At 44.2% G+C, this 19456-nt stretch carries 18 protein-coding genes; 4 read left to right on the top strand and 14 right to left on the bottom strand.

Annotated elements, in window-relative coordinates; all coding sequences use genetic code 11:
* Window positions 1-86: 86 nt before the first annotated feature.
* Window positions 87-1013 (bottom strand): D-2-hydroxyacid dehydrogenase, encoded by a 927-nt coding sequence (locus tag A1QO_RS18210; protein WP_017041525.1) that lies wholly within the window; start codon window positions 1011-1013, stop codon window positions 87-89.
* A 73-nt stretch (window positions 1014-1086) separates the two neighbouring features.
* On the opposite strand from A1QO_RS18210, the gene A1QO_RS18205 reads away from it, so the two are divergent.
* The gene (locus A1QO_RS18205; protein ID WP_017035689.1) at window positions 1087-1674 is read left to right on the top strand and encodes a YjaG family protein; all 588 of its coding nucleotides are present in this window, start codon (window positions 1087-1089) and stop codon (window positions 1672-1674) included.
* Between the two features lie 30 nt (window positions 1675-1704).
* Here A1QO_RS18205 and A1QO_RS18200 read toward each other — a convergent pair whose 3' ends face one another.
* Window positions 1705-2766, bottom strand: coding sequence for a CNNM domain-containing protein (locus A1QO_RS18200; protein WP_017035690.1), 1062 nt, complete (start codon window positions 2764-2766; stop codon window positions 1705-1707).
* A gap of 339 nt (window positions 2767-3105) precedes the next feature.
* On the opposite strand from A1QO_RS18200, the gene hupA reads away from it, so the two are divergent.
* Window positions 3106-3378, top strand: a complete 273-nt coding sequence (gene hupA, locus A1QO_RS18195; RefSeq protein ID WP_017035691.1) for a nucleoid-associated protein HU-alpha — start codon at window positions 3106-3108, stop codon at window positions 3376-3378.
* Window positions 3379-3423: 45 nt separating this feature from the next.
* Window positions 3424-4119 carry a DUF1481 domain-containing protein gene (locus A1QO_RS18190; protein WP_017041524.1) on the top strand — a complete coding sequence of 232 codons (696 nt, stop codon included), beginning with the start codon at window positions 3424-3426 and terminating at the stop codon, window positions 4117-4119.
* A gap of 68 nt (window positions 4120-4187) precedes the next feature.
* On the opposite strand, the gene purD is transcribed toward A1QO_RS18190, so the two are convergent.
* Window positions 4188-5480: a phosphoribosylamine--glycine ligase gene (purD, locus tag A1QO_RS18185; protein WP_017035693.1), complete on the bottom strand. Its 1293-nt coding sequence runs from the start codon at window positions 5478-5480 to the stop codon at window positions 4188-4190.
* A gap of 295 nt (window positions 5481-5775) precedes the next feature.
* Window positions 5776-7386 (bottom strand): bifunctional phosphoribosylaminoimidazolecarboxamide formyltransferase/IMP cyclohydrolase, encoded by a 1611-nt coding sequence (purH, locus tag A1QO_RS18180; RefSeq protein WP_017035694.1) that lies wholly within the window; start codon window positions 7384-7386, stop codon window positions 5776-5778.
* A 325-nt stretch (window positions 7387-7711) separates the two neighbouring features.
* On the opposite strand from purH, the gene zntR reads away from it, so the two are divergent.
* The gene (gene zntR, locus A1QO_RS18175; protein ID WP_017035695.1) at window positions 7712-8131 is read left to right on the top strand and encodes a Zn(2+)-responsive transcriptional regulator; all 420 of its coding nucleotides are present in this window, start codon (window positions 7712-7714) and stop codon (window positions 8129-8131) included.
* A gap of 7 nt (window positions 8132-8138) precedes the next feature.
* Here zntR and A1QO_RS18170 read toward each other — a convergent pair whose 3' ends face one another.
* From A1QO_RS18170 to A1QO_RS18125, 10 genes are all read right to left on the bottom strand, one after another.
* Entirely contained in the window at window positions 8139-9122 is a 984-nt protein-coding gene (locus A1QO_RS18170) for a GGDEF domain-containing protein (RefSeq protein ID WP_017041523.1), read from the bottom strand.
* A 279-nt stretch (window positions 9123-9401) separates the two neighbouring features.
* The gene (fis, locus tag A1QO_RS18165) at window positions 9402-9698 is read right to left on the bottom strand and encodes a DNA-binding transcriptional regulator Fis (RefSeq protein WP_017035697.1); all 297 of its coding nucleotides are present in this window, start codon (window positions 9696-9698) and stop codon (window positions 9402-9404) included.
* A 24-nt stretch (window positions 9699-9722) separates the two neighbouring features.
* Window positions 9723-10691, bottom strand: a complete 969-nt coding sequence (gene dusB, locus A1QO_RS18160; protein WP_026026829.1) for a tRNA dihydrouridine synthase DusB — start codon at window positions 10689-10691, stop codon at window positions 9723-9725.
* 140 nt (window positions 10692-10831) lie between these two features.
* Window positions 10832-11719: a 50S ribosomal protein L11 methyltransferase gene (prmA, locus tag A1QO_RS18155; protein WP_017037165.1), complete on the bottom strand. Its 888-nt coding sequence runs from the start codon at window positions 11717-11719 to the stop codon at window positions 10832-10834.
* A 179-nt stretch (window positions 11720-11898) separates the two neighbouring features.
* The gene (accC, locus tag A1QO_RS18150) at window positions 11899-13242 is read right to left on the bottom strand and encodes an acetyl-CoA carboxylase biotin carboxylase subunit (protein ID WP_017039393.1); all 1344 of its coding nucleotides are present in this window, start codon (window positions 13240-13242) and stop codon (window positions 11899-11901) included.
* Window positions 13243-13257: 15 nt separating this feature from the next.
* Window positions 13258-13716, bottom strand: a complete 459-nt coding sequence (gene accB, locus A1QO_RS18145) for an acetyl-CoA carboxylase biotin carboxyl carrier protein (protein ID WP_017035701.1) — start codon at window positions 13714-13716, stop codon at window positions 13258-13260.
* Between the two features lie 99 nt (window positions 13717-13815).
* Complete coding sequence (gene aroQ / locus A1QO_RS18140) at window positions 13816-14265, bottom strand: type II 3-dehydroquinate dehydratase (RefSeq protein ID WP_017035702.1); 450 nt, start codon at window positions 14263-14265, stop codon at window positions 13816-13818.
* A 356-nt stretch (window positions 14266-14621) separates the two neighbouring features.
* On the bottom strand, window positions 14622-16574 hold the full coding sequence (gene acs / locus A1QO_RS18135) for an acetate--CoA ligase (protein WP_017035703.1): 1953 nt from the start codon (window positions 16572-16574) through the stop codon (window positions 14622-14624).
* Window positions 16575-16833: 259 nt separating this feature from the next.
* On the bottom strand, window positions 16834-17463 hold the full coding sequence (locus A1QO_RS18130; RefSeq protein WP_017035704.1) for a 3'-5' exonuclease: 630 nt from the start codon (window positions 17461-17463) through the stop codon (window positions 16834-16836).
* Window positions 17464-17489: 26 nt separating this feature from the next.
* Entirely contained in the window at window positions 17490-19316 is a 1827-nt protein-coding gene (locus A1QO_RS18125) for a DUF294 nucleotidyltransferase-like domain-containing protein (protein WP_017035705.1), read from the bottom strand.
* Between the last annotated feature and the right edge of the window lie 140 nt (window positions 19317-19456).

Here is a 19456-nt window from a genome sequence, read left to right as displayed (position 1 = left end):
AGTCGAAAGACTTGGGCTTTTTTACGTTTAGAGAAAACGACCTAATCCTTTCCCCTATAAAGGGCTATGTATTTTTATGAAAAAGACTAGTAGCCCTTATTCAAGTCGACGACATTTTCGAGGTTAAACCCAGAAATCCATCGCATATAGTTATTTTTAAACTGTTCAATAACCTGCTCAGGAAAACTCACCGCTGCAATATGAGGCGTTACTGTTATTTGTGGGTGATTCCAGTAAGGATGTTTAACATCCAGTGGTTCTTGAATAAACACATCAAGATAAGCATGGCTTAAGAAGCCTTTAGACAACGAGTTCAAAAGTCCCTTCTCATCAATAATGGTTCCTCTACCAACGTTAAACAACAACGCATTTTTACAATAGCTCAAGGAGCTTTCGTTCAACAAATATTGAGTGCCCAGTGTGTTCGGTAGTGTAGAAACTATTATATCGGCTTTGGATAATGAAACAGTAAGCTCTTGTATATGATAGGTTTCATCGAAATTAGAATCTTTAGGGGGGATACCACTTCGATTGACACCAATAACGTTTAAACCCAATACTTTCGCTGTTTTTGCTACATGGTTACCGATAGACCCTGTGCCTAAAACCAACATGCACTTATTGTCTAACGTTGTATAGGGGATAGGTGACCATTCATTTGAGTTCTGCTGCTCTTTATACTGTAAAAAATGTCGATGATATTCCAGAGAGTAACCGATCACATACTCAGATATCTGTTGCCCAAATATTCCTTTTACATTCGTAACCGTAAAGTCGATCTCAGTGGAGTGGTTTGACAATGCATCAACACCTGCATAAACGGATTGTGCCCACTCCAGCTTGGCAAACTGACTTATCTTAGTTGATAACAAAGGAGGAGAAACCAAAGCAATGTTCGCAAGTAAGGGATCATCGACTATTGATAAGTCGGGCAACTTTAGCTGAGCGATAAGCTCGATATATTTCGTATTATTGTCGGTATCGATATAGAGCGCGTTATTAAAATTGTTCATAGGCTTTGCTGTTTTCCCAGAGAGTAATCAAGTACACTTCTGATGTATTTTTCTTCTGCAATAATGAGTGACTATGCTACAGAATCCTATCCAGGTCCGTCTTGAAAAATTTGAACCTTGGCAACAAATTACATTTATGGCTTGTCTTTGCGAGCGTATGTATCCCAACTATGCCATATTTTGTCAGAATACAAAATTTTCTGAGAGTCGAGTGTATCGTGACATTCTTGATAGTGTATGGGAGTTGTTGACAGTTAAGAGTGCAAAAATAAATTTTGAACGCCAGTTAGAGAAACTGGAAGAGATTATCCCAAGTTCAGAAGATTTCGATTTTTATGGTGTATACCCAGCTATCGACGCGTGTATAGGCTTGTCGACTTTGTTACACGGCCTCCTCGACCGTGATGATCTTTATGACAATATGCAAAAGCTCAGTCAGATTTCTGTTGTGACTGTTGCTCAATTAGAAGAAGCTCAAACTCAGATTGAGATCACAAACGATAATCAAAAAGAAAATGAAGCGGTTTGCGCCGAATGGGACGTTCAATGGGCTATATTTAGACCACTAAGAGAATCCCAAGAGCGAGACATAGAGCTGATTAAGGATTTGCGCCAAGAATTAAAAGACGAAGCTCTAAGCAACATTGGAATATCTCTTTAGTGAGCAGGCGATAGTAAGACTTCAAGGTTACTATCGCTCGCCATCCGCTTGGCTTTCAATTAATCCATGCTGTTTCTTCCAAGTTTCCCATCGTTCAAAAGCGAGTTGCTGCATATCTACAGAGTGATCAGCCTCATCAATGATCTCTTCGCCAATTAAGTGCTCAAAAATGTCTTCTAGTGTGACAATGCCTTGAACCGTACCATATTCATCGACAATCATAGCGATCTGAAGGCGTAGTGCCATGATTTGTTCGAAGGCTGCAGGTACCGATTTTGTGTTCAAGACGACATGAATTGGTCTCATAACTGACCCTAGTTGTCGATTTTCTTCACCAATTTGCTTGTGTTTGAATAGGTCTAACCGGTGGACAAACCCGAGGATATTGTCCTTAGAACCACTGTATATCAAAGGACGAGAGAAAGGAGTTCCTGCGTGTTCTGCGAGAAACTCTTCGATGGTCAGCTCAGCACTTGCTCTAAATACCACTGGACGTGGTGTCATGACCTGGGTGATTGGCACATTACTCAGGTTAAGTAGGTTATGTAATATCTTAGACTCACCTTCCGCAAACTCTCCACTTTCTTTTGCGAGTGTCGCCATCGCTGATAACTCATCTCTTACTTTTGGTGCCTGAACTCCTTTAGCTAGTCGTTTAGTGATTTGTTCTGAACACCAAACGAACGGCGTAAGAGCCCAAACCATCCAATATAGAATAACAGCAGATACGGGTGATAATTGACGCCAATATGTTGCTCCGATTGTTTTAGGTACAATTTCGGACAATACGAGTATCCCCAATGTCAGTATGGCTGAAAAAACGCCTAGCCACTGGCTACCAAAAACAGCGGCTGCCTGAGCACCGGCACTTGCTGCTCCTATGGTGTGGGCAATAGTATTCAACGTTAAAATGGACGCGAGTGGTCGATCAATATTCTGTTTTAATGCAGCAAGCCTCGGCGCCGATGGGTGATTACTCTGTTTTAGTTGGGCGATATAGCTTGGGGTAATGCTGAGTAATACAGCTTCCAGTATTGAACAAATGAAAGAGACGCCTATAGCAACAAAGACATAAATGAAAAGTAACAGCATAGAGTTCCTATTTGGGTTTTTAATAAAAGATACTGCCATAAGACACGCATTATCATCTAAAAATTCAAAACCTCAAATTAAATAATACGCTGGTTTCTACAGTATTTTCCGCAGCGGAAGTCGCTTGAATTTGAAGCGTATGTTTAGATAGTGTGCATGCTTACAGTGGTAAGGAAGATACGAATGCTTGGGTTATGGCGCTCAAATTGTGAGTTAATGCTCATAATACGGTTAAAAGTACGTCATTAAAGCGAAAGAACGCCGACAAACCTTTGCCAGACGGGGGCTTTATGCATTAGAGTGAGTTGAATTCGATAACCTATAAAGAAGGGAAACCCAATGAACAAGACCCAATTAATCGACTTTATTGCTGAAAAAGCAGATCTATCAAAAGCTCAAGCGAAAGCGGCTCTAGAAGCCACTCTTGGTAGCGTGACTGAAGCACTTAAAGACGGTGACCAGGTTCAACTAATTGGTTTTGGTACATTCAAAGTAAATCACCGTGCAGCGCGTACTGGCCGTAATCCAAAGACTGGTGCAGAAATCCAAATTGCTGCAGCTAACGTTCCGGCGTTTGTGGCAGGTAAAGCACTGAAAGATTCAGTAAAGTAATTTACAATACGCCAAGGTAATCTATCTTGGCGTTATTTCCTATCTATGAAAAAAATCCTTTTATCTTCATTAATCAGCTTTTCTCTATTAGGTTGCTCTTCATCAGTATCCACTTCGAATCTTGATCAGTTTTCTGACTACACGGGTGGTAAGACAATGGGGGATGCCGCCACATTCTATTGGTATACCGAGCGTTTAAGTCAGCCCTATAATGCTGGGAATTACGTGTTTTCCGGTGATTATGGATGGTACAAATCGGATTATCGATGGAGTGAAGGAGCGGTGCGAGAGTTTATTCGTGAAGGTGAACAAGTCCAAGGCTCAGATCTGGTCCCATACCGAGTTCATGTTCGTTTTAATGTTAATGGTGAAGCAGTTTATCAGCAGTATCGCATTGATGATAAGGTGCTGCCGTTAAATGCAGAGCAATTGCAACGTTATCAGCTTGAAGCCAACTCTATCGCGGACGTGACGAAGGGGCTCGTTCGAGAGGGTAATACGCTAATTCAAGGCTACTGGGATGGTTCAAATTTTGAAACCTGCTCCGGTCAATCGTATGATGAAATAGAGTTTAACCATACGTTGCCTACGTTTGTAGTTAACCGTTTATCCGCGTTTAATAGTTATATTGCAGTCCTGGGTAAGACCAGCGCTAATAAAATTGTAATAGAAGAGTTATTGATGCTCGATGATAATAGCCATGATTGTATTGAGCGCCCAAGCCTTATCGATAAAGAGTAGTCAATTAGGCCCAGATGTAAAAAGAGGCGCTTGGTAGCGCCTCTTTTTGTTTCCCGGATATCGGTCATTTATTTTGCTTCATTTTCACGAGCAATCGCGCGGTAACCTATGTCATTGCGGTGGAACATACCATTCCAGCTAACCTGTTTAGTTAACGCGTATGCGTGCTCCTGAGCCTCAGAAACCGTATTACCAAGTGCCGTTGCACAAAGTACGCGACCGCCGTTTGTCACAACGTCGCCAGCTTCGTTATTTGTCGTACCTGCATGGAAAATCTTTTGGCCTTCAACTTCGCTTGTTGGTAGTGAAATAACGTCACCTTTTGCGTAGTCAGCAGGGTAACCGCCAGCCGCAAGAACAACACCAATAGACGCGCGTGGATCCCACTTCGATTCTGCTTCGTCGAGTTTCTCGTCGATAGCCATTAGGCAAAGCTCAACAAGATCCGATTCCATACGCATCATGATAGGTTGCGTCTCTGGGTCGCCGAAGCGGCAGTTGTATTCGATAACCTTAGGTGTGCCGTCAGCATCGATCATTAGGCCAGCGTAAAGGAAACCCGTGTAAGGTGCGCCTTCCGCGTCCATACCACGTACTGTTGGGTAGATAACTTCCTCAAGGATACGGTTGTGGATTTCAGGCGTTACCACTGGGGCTGGAGAGTAAGCACCCATACCACCTGTGTTAGGGCCTGTGTCTTTGTCGCCAACACGTTTATGGTCTTGACTGGTAGCCATAGGGAGCACGCTAGAGCCATCGACCATTACGATGAAGCTTGCTTCTTCGCCTTCAAGGAACTCTTCGATAACCACACGGCTGCCTGCTTCGCCAAATGCGTTGCCTGCTAGCATGTCTTTGATTGCGTCTTCAGCTTCTTCAAGGGTCATTGCAACGATAACGCCTTTGCCTGCAGCTAAGCCATCCGCTTTGACTACGATTGGAGCACCTTGCTCACGAACGTAAGCGAGAGCTGGCTCAATCTCAGTGAAGTTCGCGTAAGAACCTGTTGGGATATCGTGACGAGCTAGGAAGTCTTTGGTGAATGCTTTAGAACCTTCAAGCTGCGCTGCCGCTTGAGTTGGGCCAAAGATTGGTAGGCCAACTTCGCGGAATGCATCAACCACACCGATAACCAATGGCGCTTCAGGGCCAACGATAGTCAGTTCGATTTTTTTCTCTTGAGCAAACGCGACTAAGCCAGCGATGTCTTCAACGCCGATGTTTACGTTCTCAAGTTTAGGCTCAAGTGCAGTACCTGCGTTACCTGGAGCGATGAATACCGTTTCAACATTTGGGTTTTGTGCCGCTTTCCAACCCAAAGCATGTTCTCTACCGCCAGCACCGATAATAAGTACATTCATTTTATTTATCCTTTGATAGCTGCGCCATATTGTTAATCTCTGCGTCGAGCTTGCTCATTTATAGTTATAAACTCCGCGAGCTCTCCTTGACCTTATCAATATGGCTTTGCTCTAAAATGAAAAATTTCTAAAACTAAGAGTATTTCAAATTAGCTAAATTAAATAAGTCTTGCTCAAAGTAGTTGGTGATGTGGCTAGGCAGCAATTGAGCCCATCCCCAGGAGCATAGTCCGCTATGTGACCGGGGTGGGCGAAAGCAGCTAACGACGCCACAGTGCCAAATACGAAGAGGAAATTAGTGGCGGAAGTGACGCATGCCCGTAAAGATCATCGCCATGCCGTGTTCGTCTGCTGCTGCGATAACTTCGTCATCACGCATAGAGCCGCCCGGTTGGATAACACACTTGATGCCAGCTTCTGCTGCTGCGTCGATACCGTCACGGAATGGGAAGAATGCATCTGATGCCATTACACAACCTTCAACCTGTAGACCTTCGTCTGCCGCTTTGATGCCTGCGATTTTCGCAGAGTAAACGCGGCTCATTTGGCCTGCGCCCACACCAATCGTCATGTCGCCTTTCGAGTAAACAATCGCGTTAGATTTAACGTACTTCGCTACTTTCCAGCAGAACAATGCATCTTTCATCTCTTCAGCAGTAGGTTGGCGCTTAGAAACCACTTTCAGGTCATCTTCAGACACCATGCCTTGGTCGCGGTCTTGAACTAGCAAACCACCGTTAACGCGTTTAACGTCAAAGCCAGTTGTCTTAGTTGTCCACTCGCCACACTCAAGTAGACGAAGGTTTTTCTTAGCCGCTACGATTTCTACTGCTTCAGCAGAAACTGATGGTGCAATGATAACTTCAACGAATTGACGCTCAGTGATAGCCGTTGCTGTTGCAGCGTCTAGCTCACGGTTGAAAGCAATGATGCCGCCAAATGCAGACGTTGGGTCTGTTTTGAATGCACGGTCGTAAGCTTCTAGAATGTCTTCACCTAGTGCAACACCACATGGGTTAGCGTGCTTAACGATCACACAGGCTGGCTGGTCGAACTCTTTCACACACTCAAGTGCTGCGTCAGTGTCAGCGATGTTGTTGTAAGAAAGGGCTTTCCCTTGAATTTGGCGAGCAGTAGAAACAGATGCTTCTTCAGGGTTTGCTTCAACGTAGAATGCGGCTGCCTGGTGGCTGTTCTCACCGTAGCGCATGTCTTGCTTTTTCTCGAACTGTTGGTTGAACGTGCGAGGGAATTTGCTCTCTTCGTCAGCCTTCTTACCTTCTTCATCAAGTAAAGAGGCACCGTAAGATGGAACCATAGTGCCGAAGTAGTTTGCGATCATGCCGTCATAAGAAGCGGTGTGTTCGAATGCTGCGATAGCGAGGTCGAAGCGAGTCTCTAGTGTTAGAGATTTATCGTTCGCGTCCATTTCAGTGACAACGCGCTTGTAGTCGTGTGCGTTAACAACAATAGTGACGTCTTTGTGGTTTTTAGCAGCAGAGCGAACCATTGTTGGACCGCCGATGTCGATGTTCTCAACAGCGTCAGCAAGGGTACAACCTTCTTTAGCAACGGTTTCTGCGAATGGGTAGAGGTTTACAACAACCATATCGATAGGGTTGATACCGTGAGTTTCCATCACGTCATCATCTTGGCCACGACGACCTAGAACACCACCATGAACTTTTGGGTGCAGAGTCTTAACACGGCCATCCATCATTTCTGGGAAACCAGTGTAGTCAGATACTTCTGTAACAGAGATGCCTTTTTCAGCAAGCAGGCGAGCAGTGCCACCGGTAGATAAGATATCTACACCACGGTTAGCAAGAGCTTGTGCAAATTCAACGATACCAGTTTTGTCTGATACGCTGATGAGAGCGCGGCGAATTGGACGAGCGTTAGTCATGCTTCCATCTTCCTCAAATTCATGGGGTTAAAATAAAGATATTTGCCAAAAAAGAACTTGTTTCTATCTTCTTAGCGTGGATTATCTTAGATACCAGTAAGAGATAAAATATTGGCCAGTTTTGGTAAAGACCTTTTGGGGTCGTCTTATGATTAAGCAATAAGATAACCAACTCCAAATTTGATGGCGCAGATTCTAACTAATTTATTACAAAAAAGCTCGCGCAATCGTTTGGCATCTCAAAATTAATTATGAAAAGTGCTATTTCAGCCTGAAAAGTAACGATAAGGTTAATTGTGGAACGGACAAAGGAGTAGGGGGAAACATGTTTAAGATCGGTGAATTAGCTAAAAAATGCCAAGTAAGTACAGATACCTTGCGTTTCTATGAGAAAAATAGGCTCATAAAACCCGCGGGGAGAAGCGAGGCTGGTTATCGTCTATATAACGAAAATAACCAGCAACAGGTGAACTTTATTCTAAAGGCAAAGGAGTTAGGGCTCAGTTTGGATGAAATTAAAGAACTCCTAGACATTAAATTAGAGCCAACCGTGCACAGTTGTGCTGAAGTAAAATCGATTACCTCGGCAAAGTTAGCGCTTATCGATGATAAGATTCACGAACTTACCCATATCCGAGCTGCGCTTAAAAAAATGAATGATGCGTGTTGTGGGCATATTGATGATAATGCGAGCCACTGTTCGATATTGGGCGCATTAGCCAGTGAAAATACCAAGTGCCGTTAGTGGATAACTAGGAGGCTCTGAGAATCTTAACGTTTAGACTATTCTTCGTTGTTATTTTCGGCAAACTTGAGTGATAAATGGTGACTTGATCACGTCCGGTTTGCTTGGAGTAGTACATGGCTTTATCGGCTTCAATTAACAAGTCTCTTACTGTTGATTGAACGTGCTGTTTTTCTGTAATACCGATACTTACTGTCATATAAATAATATGTTCATCGACATGGCAAGGGGTTTGCGAGATAGCTTCACGAATATTTTCGGCGATCTCATACGCTTCAATGGCACTTTTCCCTTTTATTAATACACAAAACTCTTCACCTCCAAGTCGGCCAATTTTACTGTTGGGTGGAAGGTTACTTTGGCATATTTTTGCTACTTGAACGATCGCATTATCGCCAGAGAGATGCCCTACCTTATCGTTTATCTCTTTGAAGTGATCGATGTCGACCATAAGGCATGATAGTGCCACCTCCGAAGACTGCATGGCTTGCTCTAACTCAATGAAGAACGCTCGTCGATTTAACGTGTTAGTTAGCTCATCTGTTTCAGAAAGGCGTTTAAGCTCAGTTTGGTATAGATACTCTTGGGTGATATCGTTTTGTTTCCAGATAACAACCCATTCACCATTTGGTGATTCTATTGGTGTGAGGTGTGCTTTGATCCAACGTTCTCCACTTTCCTCGAGTGTATCAAGCTCTTCTATTGATAGCTGCAACTGCTGACATGGGCTGATGGCGTACTGCAGGCTTTGCGTTGTTCTGGTTGAGATTGCGAGCGCTATCGCTTGTTGAAGTTGATCGGCAACCTGAGGTGGAACGAGATCGGATAGCCCTTTGGAGTGTGCGTGTTTGGAGTGAAAATCCTCAATGACCTCACCGGCTTGAGTGACGATACTGTGACGATCAGGCAGCTCTCTGAGGATCAGAAAAAGCCATTCTTCTCGTTGCATATCAATCATATAGGCAGCCTGACTGTGAAGTTGATTGATCATTATATCGCCTAATTTATCCATGGCAATCGTAAACGCTCACACATTGATTAATCTTTGTAAGTTATTGTACTTATTTAGTTTGACTGGATTGCTATAAGGGATGCTGTACGTGAACGATCAGAATATGACGTCGAACTGGGTTACTGCGGTAAGGTTGGTGGGTCGAGTTAAAGGACTTGGAGCTGTGTTGTCAGTCCCTATCACGAACCCTAAAAGTCAAAAACAAAAAAGGGCTAGCAATCATTGCTAACCCATATAGTTATAAAAAATAATCAGCAATTAGTTCATGCCGTATTTTTTAAGTTTTTTGCGAAGAGTTCCGCGGTTGATACCCATCATAGTTGCTGCACGAGTTTGGTTACCACGTGTGTACTGCATGATAGTATCGAGTAATGGCTGTTCAACTTCAGCTAGTACTAACTCATATAGTTCAGTGACTTCTTGGCCATTTAATTGCGCAAGATAGTTTTTAAGAGATGCTTTAACTGAATCACGCAGTGGTTTTTGCGCAATTTGATCTTGTGAAGTAACGGTAGTAACTGTTAAAGCTTCTGAAGTTATATTTTGTTCGAACATATTCGGTCTAGCTCTTCTCATTAATTATGATGCAACGTTATCAAAATAACCCTCTAATGCATCAAGTTGCAGCGGAGCTGCATCGATAGCATTGAAGGTACGGCGAAACTCACTTGCTCGTTCATGTGATTTTAAGTACCACCCGACATGCTTACGAGCAATTCGAGGGCCTAAAAACTCACCATAAAAATCATGGAGAGCGTTCACATGTCCAAGCAGTATGTCTTTTACTTCCTCTAAAGGAAGGGCAGGCATTGTGGTGCCGTTTTCCAAATAGTGTTGGATTTCCTGAAAAATCCATGGACGACCTTGTGCAGGGCGACCAATCATTAAAGCGTCCGCTCCAGTGTACTCTAGAACAAACTTTGCTTTCTCTGGGCTATCGATATCACCATTGGCAATGACCGGTATCGAGATCGCTTGTTTTGCCGCTTTAATGTGTTCATATTCTGCCTCGCCTTTGTACATACATGCCCGAGTTCTCCCATGGAGCGCTAGTGCTTGTATCCCGCAGTCTTCGGCTAATTTCGCTATATGGACACAGTTACGATTCTCTGTATCCCAGCCTGTCCGGGTTTTTAGTGTCACAGGAACATCTACAGCATTAACAACGGCGGTTAGAATCTCTTTAATGAGTTCTGGATGCTGTAGTAATGCTGATCCGGCAAGCTTCTTGTTTACTTTTTTTGCTGGACAACCCATATTGATATCGATGATTTGCGCACCGTTTTCAACATTAAACTGAGCAGCTTCTGCCATAAGCTGTGGATCTGCACCTGCAATTTGCACTGAGCGAATACCAGATTCACCTTCGTGCACCATGCGTTGCATAGACTTAGACGTTTTCCACAGTTTTGGGTTTGACGACATCATTTCACTGACGGCCATTCCCGCACCATAACGTAGGCATAACTCTCGAAAAGGTCTATCGGTTACTCCAGCCATAGGCGCAACAATTAGATTATTCTTGAGTTGATGATTTCCTAGTTTCAAAACGTCTTCACAGTTATACGGCAGCAAGGGCGCGCATTTTACGCATTTTTTTGCTGCGTGAAAAGACTAATATTTGAGCATTTACAAATTGTTTGTGTAAACTGTATGAATTTCAATCAATTAAGCGTAAAAAGTCTTTGTCAGGCGCGTTTTGAACCGGAAATACGGCACCATTCACTGATTTCTTTGATTGGATCGATGTGAAATTCGTCTTGGTAGTAAGTCGCGACATCTTCAGCTTGCGTGTCCAGCACGCCAGACATAGCTAAAGCACCATTAGGCTTAACTAGGCCCTTAATGATCGGTGAAAGCTCACGAAGAGGCGCAGCAAGAATATTGGCGACGACAACATCTGCGACAAAGCCTTCAGGTTGATCTTGAGGCAGGTAGACCTCAAGCTGATCTTCAACACCATTACGTTGGGCATTGTCTTTAGAAGCAACCAGCGCTTGTGGATCGATGTCGATACCGACTACTTTCTTCGCGCCTAGTTTGATGGCGGCAATGGCCAAAATCCCTGATCCACAACCAAAATCAATGACCGTCTTCCCGGTTAAATCTAGGCCTTCAAGCCATTCTAGGCATAAGGCTGTCGTTGGGTGTGTTCCTGTCCCAAAGGCAAGGCCGGGATCAAGCATAACGTTGACTGCTTTAGGATCGGGTACCTCTTTCCAGCTTGGGCAAATCCATAATCGCTCACCAAACTTCATTGGGTGGAAGTTATCCATCCACTCTCGCTCCCAGTCTTTATCTTCTAGCTGCTCAATTTTGTATGCGAATCCTTCGTCTAGCAGCTGACTCAATTTGATTTGCTTTAGAATGAACGTTGTATCGTCTTCAGCATCGAAGAGTGCGAGAACATCGATATCACCCCAAAGGCGGGTTTCCCCCGGTAATGGCTCAAAAATGGGGGTGTCGCGAGCATCTAAAAAAGTCACTGATAAAGCACCGGCTTCCTCCATTAGCATATCGCTAATGGCTTCGGCATTGTCTTTGGTTGCGTTAAGTTTGATTTGAATCCATGGCATGTGTATGTGCTCTTAGAAAGATGGAGATAGTGGAATGGCGCAGAGTTTAGCAGAAATTTGTCGGTTTTATAGCCATAAACAAAAATGCTCACCGAAGTGAGCATTTTAACTGTGCCAGCGATTTAGCTGTGCTTGGGGTAAATAACCAAGGTTATTTATCTTGAGCCAAGAGCAGAAGCTTATTGAAGGCCGAGCTTTTTCTCAAGATAGTGGATGTTTGCGCCACCATGTTGGAAGTTCTCGTCGTTCATGATCGACTCTTGCAGCGTTACGTTCACCTTAATACCTTCGATGATCATCTCGCTCAGCGCATTTTTCATGCGAGCAATGGCAACATCACGGTTCTCACCAAAGGTGATCAGTTTACCAATCATTGAATCGTAATGAGGCGGCACCGTGTAACCTGTGTAAATATGCGATTCCCAACGAACACCCATACCACCTGGAGCATGGAAGCGTGTGATCTTACCTGGTGAAGGTAGGAAACGCTCAGGATCTTCAGCATTGATACGGCACTCGATAGCGTGACCACGAAGCTTAATATCATCTTGAGTAAATGACAGAGGCTGCCCAGCTGCAACGCGAAGTTGCTCTTTGATCAGATCAACACCAGTCACCATCTCTGTTACTGGGTGCTCAACTTGAATACGCGTGTTCATTTCGATGAAATAGAACTCCCCGTTTTCGTATAGAAATTCGAACGTACCAGCGCCGCGGTAACCGATTTCAAGACATGCTCGTGTACAACGTTCACCAATGTACTTACGCATTTCTTCTGTAATACCTGGAGCAGGGGCTTCTTCAACGACTTTCTGGTGACGACGTTGCATTGAACAGTCACGCTCGCCGAGGTGAATAGCGCCACCTTGACCATCAGCAATAATCTGAACTTCAACGTGACGAGGGTTTTCTAGGAATTTCTCCATATAAACCACATCGTTATTGAAACACGCTTTCGCTTCTGCACGAGTCATTGCAATCGCTTCTACAAGTTCAGCGTCACTTCGTACCACTCGCATACCGCGACCACCACCGCCGCCAGAGGCTTTGATGATGACTGGGAAACCAATGCGTTTTGCGTGTGCTTTGTTCTTTGCATCATCATCATCCAATGGACCATCCGAGCCTGGAACACAAGGAACGCCTGCTTTTTTCATTGCGGTGATAGCAGAAACTTTGTCACCCATGATGCGAATCGTTTCCGCTTTAGGACCAACAAAGATGAATCCGCTTCGCTCAACTTGCTCAGCAAAATCAGCGTTCTCAGATAAGAAACCGTAGCCAGGGTGAATCGCTACTGCTCCTGTTACTTCTGCGGCTGAAATAATACGAGGAATGTTTAAGTAGCTGTCAATACCACGAGCAGGACCTATACATAGCGTTTCATCAGCAAGAAGAACGTGCTTTAGGTCGCGATCAGCGGTTGAGTGAACCGCTACGGTCTTAATGCCTAATTCTTTACATGCGCGAAGGATTCGAAGTGCAATTTCACCTCGGTTCGCGATGACTAATTTATCTAACATGAGAGACTGCCTCTATTATTCGATAACAACAAGTGCTTGGTCGAATTCAACCGGTTGGCCATCTTCAACTAGGATCGCAGTAACTACACCAGATGTGTCAGCTTCGATTTGGTTCATCATTTTCATTGCTTCAACGATACAGATCGTATCGCCAGCGTTAACTTGTTGGCCAACTTTCACAAATGGTTTCGCATCAGGGCTTGGAGCGCCATAGAAAGTGCCAACCATTGGGGAAAGAACTTGGTGTCCAGAAGGTGCAGCTGGAGCCGCTTCTACCGCTGGAGCCGCACTAGCGATCGGTGCCGCTGCTGGAGCTGCAACAGGTGCTGGAGCAGCATAGTGCATTGGTGCCATTTGCGGTGCAGCACCATGACGACTGATTCTTACTGACTCTTCACCTTCAGAGATCTCTAGCTCAGCAATGCCAGACTCTTCGACTAATTCAATAAGCTTTTTAATTTTGCGGATATCCATTTTTCTTTTCTCTTCATCTTGTGAATAAGACAGCTCTATAGTGAGCTGTAGAGTGTTTGTTTACTTTGTCGTAATTTGGTTGCTTTGACAGCGGTTTCACTATTTAGATTGCAGGTGTTTAATTGCTGCCGCCAAAGCGAATTCGTACCCTTGTGCGCCCAAGCCACAAATAACGCCTTCAGCTTTATCTGAAAGGTAAGAGTGGTGACGGAAAGGTTCTCGTGCATGAACGTTTGATAAATGCACTTCAATAAATGGGATTGCAACGCCAAGTAGTGCATCTCGAAGTGCGACACTTGTGTGCGTAAAAGCTGCGGGATTTATAATGATAAAATCCACTTTTCCAAAGGCATCATGAATGGTTTCGAGCAGCTCATATTCTCTATTCGATTGGAGATGTTGCAACTCAACCTGAGCATCTGATGCCTGCTCGGTTAAGGTGTCAATGATCTGAGCTAGCGTTTGAGAACCGTAATGAGCGGGCTCTCTTAACCCTAAAAGGTTAATATTTGGACCATTTAGGACTAGAATGCGAGATTTTGCAGTCATTGTGTTGCCATCTTCCTATATCGTGTGATGAATCATAATATTCCCACATATTCAAAGAATCGGCATGAAATTTTTGTCAAAATATCGCGATTTTTTGAAAATAGAACACGATTATAGCTAATTCAGCGCAAATCGCAGCAATTTACTGGTCTAATCACCTGTTTGTAACGGCTAGTTCTGTTACCGAGTTAACAAAAAATACATTAACCCTCATGTTTGGATGGTTAAAATTTGAGGTTGTTCCCATAAAAAAACCGCCACAGAAGTGACGGTTTCATCTACAAAGTGTTTTAAACGTCTCGTTTATCTCACTTGCTGAGTTTCGCTTAGGCAATCACCTTTTTATTGGTGAGTGATTAAACAAGTTCTGCTTTTTCTGCGATGAGCTTTTCTACCACACTCGGATCCGCGAGTGTTGATGTATCACCTAAGTTGCTGGTGTCACCGGTAGCAATTTTGCGCAAAATACGTCGCATGATTTTACCTGAGCGAGTTTTTGGCAGGGAATCGGTCCAGTGGAGGACATCGGGTGTCGCAATAGGGCCAATTTCTTTACGTACCCAATCTTTCACTTCTTTATGAAGTTCAGCGCTTGGGAATTCACCATCATTTAACGTAATGTACGCGTAGATTGCTTGGCCTTTGATATCGTGTGGAATACCCACAATCGCAGCCTCAGCAATTTTACTGTGAGCCACCAGTGCTGACTCGACTTCCGCGGTACCCATACGGTGACCCGATACGTTCAGTACGTCATCGACACGGCCGGTAATCCAGTAATAACCATCTTCATCACGTCTTGCACCATCACTGGTGAAGTACATGCCTTTGAAGGTGGAGAAGTAAGTTTGCTCAAAACGTTCATGATCGCCATAAACCGTTCGCATTTGCCCAGGCCAAGAGTCGAGAATAACCAGGTTACCTTCCGCTGCCGTTTCTTCGATAATGTTGCCCATATTATCAACTAGGGCTGGCTGTACACCAAAGAATGGTCGGGTTGCTGATCCTGGTTTTAGATCGGTAGCGCCTGGTAGTGGTGCGATTAAGATGCCACCGGTTTCTGTTTGCCACCATGTATCAACGATTGGTGACTTCTCATTACCGATCGTCTTGTAATACCACTCCCACGCTTCAGGGTTAATAGGTTCACCGACGGAACCCATGATTCGCAGGCTGGATCTTGATGTGCCATCAACCGCTTCAGTGCCTTTTGCCATTAGTGCACGAATGGCGGTTGGTGCCGTATAAAGAATATTAACTTGATGCTTATCGACTACTTCACTCATGCGGCTAGTATTTGGATAGTTTGGCACGCCTTCAAATAGAATGGTTTTAGCACCATTCGCCAGTGGCCCATAGATAAGGTATGTGTGACCTGTGATCCAACCGACATCAGCGGTACACCAGAATGTTTCACCTTCTTGATAATCAAAGACATATTTGAATGTCATGGTGGCGTAAACGAGATAGCCGCCAGTGGTATGCAGCACACCTTTTGGTTTACCCGTTGAGCCGGAGGTATAAAGAATAAACAGTGGGTCTTCAGCCTTCATCTCTTCTGGTGGACAGTCAGCAGATACTGATGCTGTTGCTTCATGCCACCAAACATCACGATGCTCATGCCAATCAATATCGCCACCAGTACGTTTGAAAACAAAGACTTTTTCAATGTTCTTCACTTCAGGGTTAGTCAGTGCTTCATCAACGTTTTTCTTCAATGGCACAGCGCGGCCACCACGAACACCTTCATCAGCAGTCACAACCACTTTTGCATCTGAATCAATGATACGGCCAGAGAGCGCTTCTGGAGAGAAACCACCGAATACAACAGTATGAACCGCGCCAATACGTGTACAGGCAAGCATAGCAACCGCAGCTTCTGGAACCATTGGCATGTAAAGGCAGACAACATCCCCTTTACGAACGCCTTGCTCTTTTAGAGCGTTTGAAAATAGACACACTTCTTTATGCAGTTCGTTAAACGTTAGTGTCTTGTCGTCGGCAGGGTCATCACCCTCCCAAATAATCGCCACTTCATCACCACGATCAGCAAGGTGACGGTCGATACAGTTGGCTGAAACGTTAAGTGTACCGTCTTCAAACCAGCGAATGTCTACATGGCCAGTATCGAACGAAGTACTTTTAACTTGAGTGAATGGCTTGATCCAATCAACGATTTTTCCGTGCTCAGCCCAGAATCCTTCAGGGTTAGAGACAGACTGCTGGTACATGGCTAGGTAAGTGTCATTATCCGCATGGGTATTTGCTTTAATATGTTCTTTTACCGGATAAACGTGTGATTCACTCATTGCTTCTCTCCTTGGGCCTTGATGTGGCGAGCTAGATAAATTTCCATTTTATTGTTGCTATGACTTCGTTTTATTAAACGTTATTGGAAAGTTTGTATAACGCCCACTTTCTGTTAACTGATGGTTTTCCACAATTAGACTTTAGGATGAGAGGGGATTGTTCACTTATTTAATCGGGGTTTAGTTTGAAAAAGTGCGAAGCGAGTCGAATGTTTAATTGAGGGTATGGCGTGTTTCGCTATCGGCTATCGGCTAGCGATTATCGATACGGGACAGTGAAGGAGGGCAGATCGCCTTTTGTCAGTCGAACAAAAACCAGGGCAGCCGATATCGCGTCTTGCAGTGCATCATGTTTGCCTTGTATTGGGATATCGAGGTGTTTACAAATGGCATCAAGGCTGAGATCAAAATAGGCATTGGGTAGATGACGTTCAAGCTTGTCGTGATAAATTTGGCTTACTTCAATCAGAGGGTTTGGCAAGGGAAATCCAAGATGTTTTTTACAGGCAATATCAAGGATCGTCTTGTCGTAGCGTATGTGGTAACCCACCAGAGGGCGACGCCCAATAAAGTCAAGGAGTTGTATGATGGCGTCTTTTTCCCCAATACCATCCACTAGGTCTTGATGTCGTATTTTGTGAATTTTAACTGAACCGGAATCGAGAGATTGAGGCGCTCTTAAACGGACTTCAAACGGTTTACTTGTGATGATTCTGTTATCGATGATTTTTGTTGCTGCAATCGTGACTAATTCAGCGCGATGAGGATCTAAGCTTGTGGTTTCACAATCAAGGGAGACAAACTCTCCTTTCTGAGGAGCACCAAAGAGTGACTGATAGGGCGATCCCTTCAGCTTACAAGACCAAAACTTGCGTAATAACCAGTTCATCGAGTGTTTACCATTATGATCACGGTTTAGTCCCTTATTTGATAATGATAGCTAAGGAACTGTTTGAATTTTTTCACCACATGTAAGCTGTGCCGCAATATGTCTCGTTCCGTTCTATCGAGTTGTTTTAATTCAATGTTGTTTGAGCTGTGATCGAAAGAGAGCTGCTGAGATAAGCGTAATTTGAAAAATAGTTTTAACGCTTCACTGAGGTTATCTGCGGTTTCTGGTTCCAAAATACGTTTGACCCGCAGAGTTTTAATACGCTCGAAGGTATTCTTTTCATTGAGCCCATACTCTAAGGCCAGTGCTCGTATGCCATGGACGATAGGAAAAATGCCCCCCCGCTTTATATCCAGCCCTTCTTTGACTTTTTTGACGTTACCAAACAATGTTAAAGGAATAGAAAATTGTAGCGCTGGTCGAGTGAATTCTTGCAGCACCAACATTTTATTTTTCATTAAGTTCTGCAGATGGTCACTGACGCTCGTTAGCAGTTGTCGATTTCCAGCGACGGCATGAGCATCTGCCATGATGGCGATATCCATCACATGTTCTGGCCTTGCACCTTGTACCCATCGCTCAATCGTCTCTTTCCAATGTTGTTGCGATTTGACCCATTTAGGGTTGTTAACCATGACATCTCCAGGGCAAAGAGGGTAGCCAAGTTGTTGCAGCGTGTGGGTTAACTCGTTCATGATGGGTTGGCATTGATGCCACTCTAAACCATCTTTGATGATCAGCGCGTTATCTTGATCGGTTTTCAGTATTTGCTCCCCGCGTCCTTCTGATCCAAGAACAATCAAGCAGCAATGATCATGTAAGGCGGGTGGCACCACCAATTCGAATGCCTTTTCGATGATTTGTTCGTTGACCGCCGAAATGAGTTCCATGATAAACCGGGTGCGAATGCCATTGCTTAGTAAGCTCTCAACCAGTTGTCGTTGACGGTTTGAAGCAAGCGCTAACTCCTCGATACTGGTTGAACGGGCGATACTCAACGTGAGTACATGAGAGTGTGTTGAAAATGCACTCAGAATTTGTGTCATGTCTAGCATGCCCACCGCTTCTTTTCCATCACACACCATGACTCGCTTCATTTTATTACGTGTCATTGAGATCATGGCGTTGAAGAGGAAATCACCATCGTCAATATGAACCACAGGAAAGGTCGCTATTTTACTGACGGCGGTATCTAATGGGTGATTGTCGAGCATGACAGCGTGCAACATATTGGTGCGGGTAACAATGGCGTAAGGGTGAGCGCTGGCATTGTCGATTAAGCGAATATCGTGGTCAGAAAGCCGAACCAGTGCCGAATCTAACCCTGCTTCTTTTAACTGTAGGGTGACCTCATTAAGTGGCTGTTCGGGCTCTAAGATCATTGGAGGGTGGTAAATAGAGCTGTCCACTTTGGTTAAAATAAACTCTGCGAGATTTTGCTGTTGCTGAGCTTCCTTGATAAGTACTTGGCGTTTTTTTAAGTTGTTATCAAAGTAAGCCGCAAATTGACCGTTCGCTTCATACAGTTCAGTGAAAATATCTTTTGGCAGTAAGTACGAGAGCGTGTCTTCTAAGGCGATGTATTGGTGGCGAGCGTTGCCCTCAAATAGAGCCCTGACATCAAACATGTCATCATTGGCGTAATGGGCGTAAACTTCAGAAGTGTCCGTTGAGCGTTCTTCGACTGCGCCTTTGATTAGGATGTTTAAATAGTCACAGGGCTGGTCTGGTTGTAAAATAATGTCTTTATTGCGGTAATAAGCGACATCAAGAGAGGAGCGTAATGTGTGTTGCTGCTCTTCTGTAAGTCGATCAAAAGGTGGGGATTGCATATTAAATTTGTCTGGCATCACCGTTCCTCTCAATTGATTACCCGCATTGTCAGTGTGACAAATTTCGCCAGTACCTCCAGACGACTTTGGTCTAATGCCATCGGAATGATTTTTCTAGGCGATACTTAAACCGGAAATCCATCAAGGCGCTTTCTTCC

Origin of the sequence: Vibrio genomosp. F10 str. ZF-129, assembly GCF_000287055.2 — a bacterium.
In the GTDB taxonomy this organism is placed as follows: Bacteria; Pseudomonadota; Gammaproteobacteria; order Enterobacterales; family Vibrionaceae; genus Vibrio.
This window is presented reverse-complemented; position numbering and strand designations above follow the sequence as displayed.

Excerpts from the sequence above, each read along its gene's own strand:
- A1QO_RS18210 (WP_017041525.1), bottom strand. The coding sequence starts at position 1,013 with ATGAACAATTTTAATAACGCGCTCTATATCGATACCGACAATAATACG.
- acs (WP_017035703.1), bottom strand. The coding sequence starts at position 16,574 with ATGAGTGAATCACACGTTTATCCGGTAAAAGAACATATTAAAGCAAAT.
- prmA (WP_017037165.1), bottom strand. The coding sequence starts at position 11,719 with ATGCCATGGATTCAAATCAAACTTAACGCAACCAAAGACAATGCCGAA.
- fis (WP_017035697.1), bottom strand. The coding sequence starts at position 9,698 with ATGTTCGAACAAAATATAACTTCAGAAGCTTTAACAGTTACTACCGTT.
- purH (WP_017035694.1), bottom strand. The coding sequence starts at position 7,386 with ATGACTAACGCTCGTCCAATTCGCCGCGCTCTCATCAGCGTATCAGAC.
- accB (WP_017035701.1), bottom strand. The coding sequence starts at position 13,716 with ATGGATATCCGCAAAATTAAAAAGCTTATTGAATTAGTCGAAGAGTCT.
- hupA (WP_017035691.1), top strand. The coding sequence starts at position 3,106 with ATGAACAAGACCCAATTAATCGACTTTATTGCTGAAAAAGCAGATCTA.
- A1QO_RS18190 (WP_017041524.1), top strand. The coding sequence starts at position 3,424 with ATGAAAAAAATCCTTTTATCTTCATTAATCAGCTTTTCTCTATTAGGT.
- A1QO_RS18125 (WP_017035705.1), bottom strand. The coding sequence starts at position 19,316 with ATGCCAGACAAATTTAATATGCAATCCCCACCTTTTGATCGACTTACA.
- A1QO_RS18170 (WP_017041523.1), bottom strand. The coding sequence starts at position 9,122 with ATGATCAATCAACTTCACAGTCAGGCTGCCTATATGATTGATATGCAA.
- A1QO_RS18205 (WP_017035689.1), top strand. The coding sequence starts at position 1,087 with ATGCTACAGAATCCTATCCAGGTCCGTCTTGAAAAATTTGAACCTTGG.
- A1QO_RS18130 (WP_017035704.1), bottom strand. The coding sequence starts at position 17,463 with ATGAACTGGTTATTACGCAAGTTTTGGTCTTGTAAGCTGAAGGGATCG.
- accC (WP_017039393.1), bottom strand. The coding sequence starts at position 13,242 with ATGTTAGATAAATTAGTCATCGCGAACCGAGGTGAAATTGCACTTCGA.
- aroQ (WP_017035702.1), bottom strand. The coding sequence starts at position 14,265 with ATGACTGCAAAATCTCGCATTCTAGTCCTAAATGGTCCAAATATTAAC.
- A1QO_RS18200 (WP_017035690.1), bottom strand. The coding sequence starts at position 2,766 with ATGCTGTTACTTTTCATTTATGTCTTTGTTGCTATAGGCGTCTCTTTC.
- zntR (WP_017035695.1), top strand. The coding sequence starts at position 7,712 with ATGTTTAAGATCGGTGAATTAGCTAAAAAATGCCAAGTAAGTACAGAT.
- purD (WP_017035693.1), bottom strand. The coding sequence starts at position 5,480 with ATGAATGTACTTATTATCGGTGCTGGCGGTAGAGAACATGCTTTGGGT.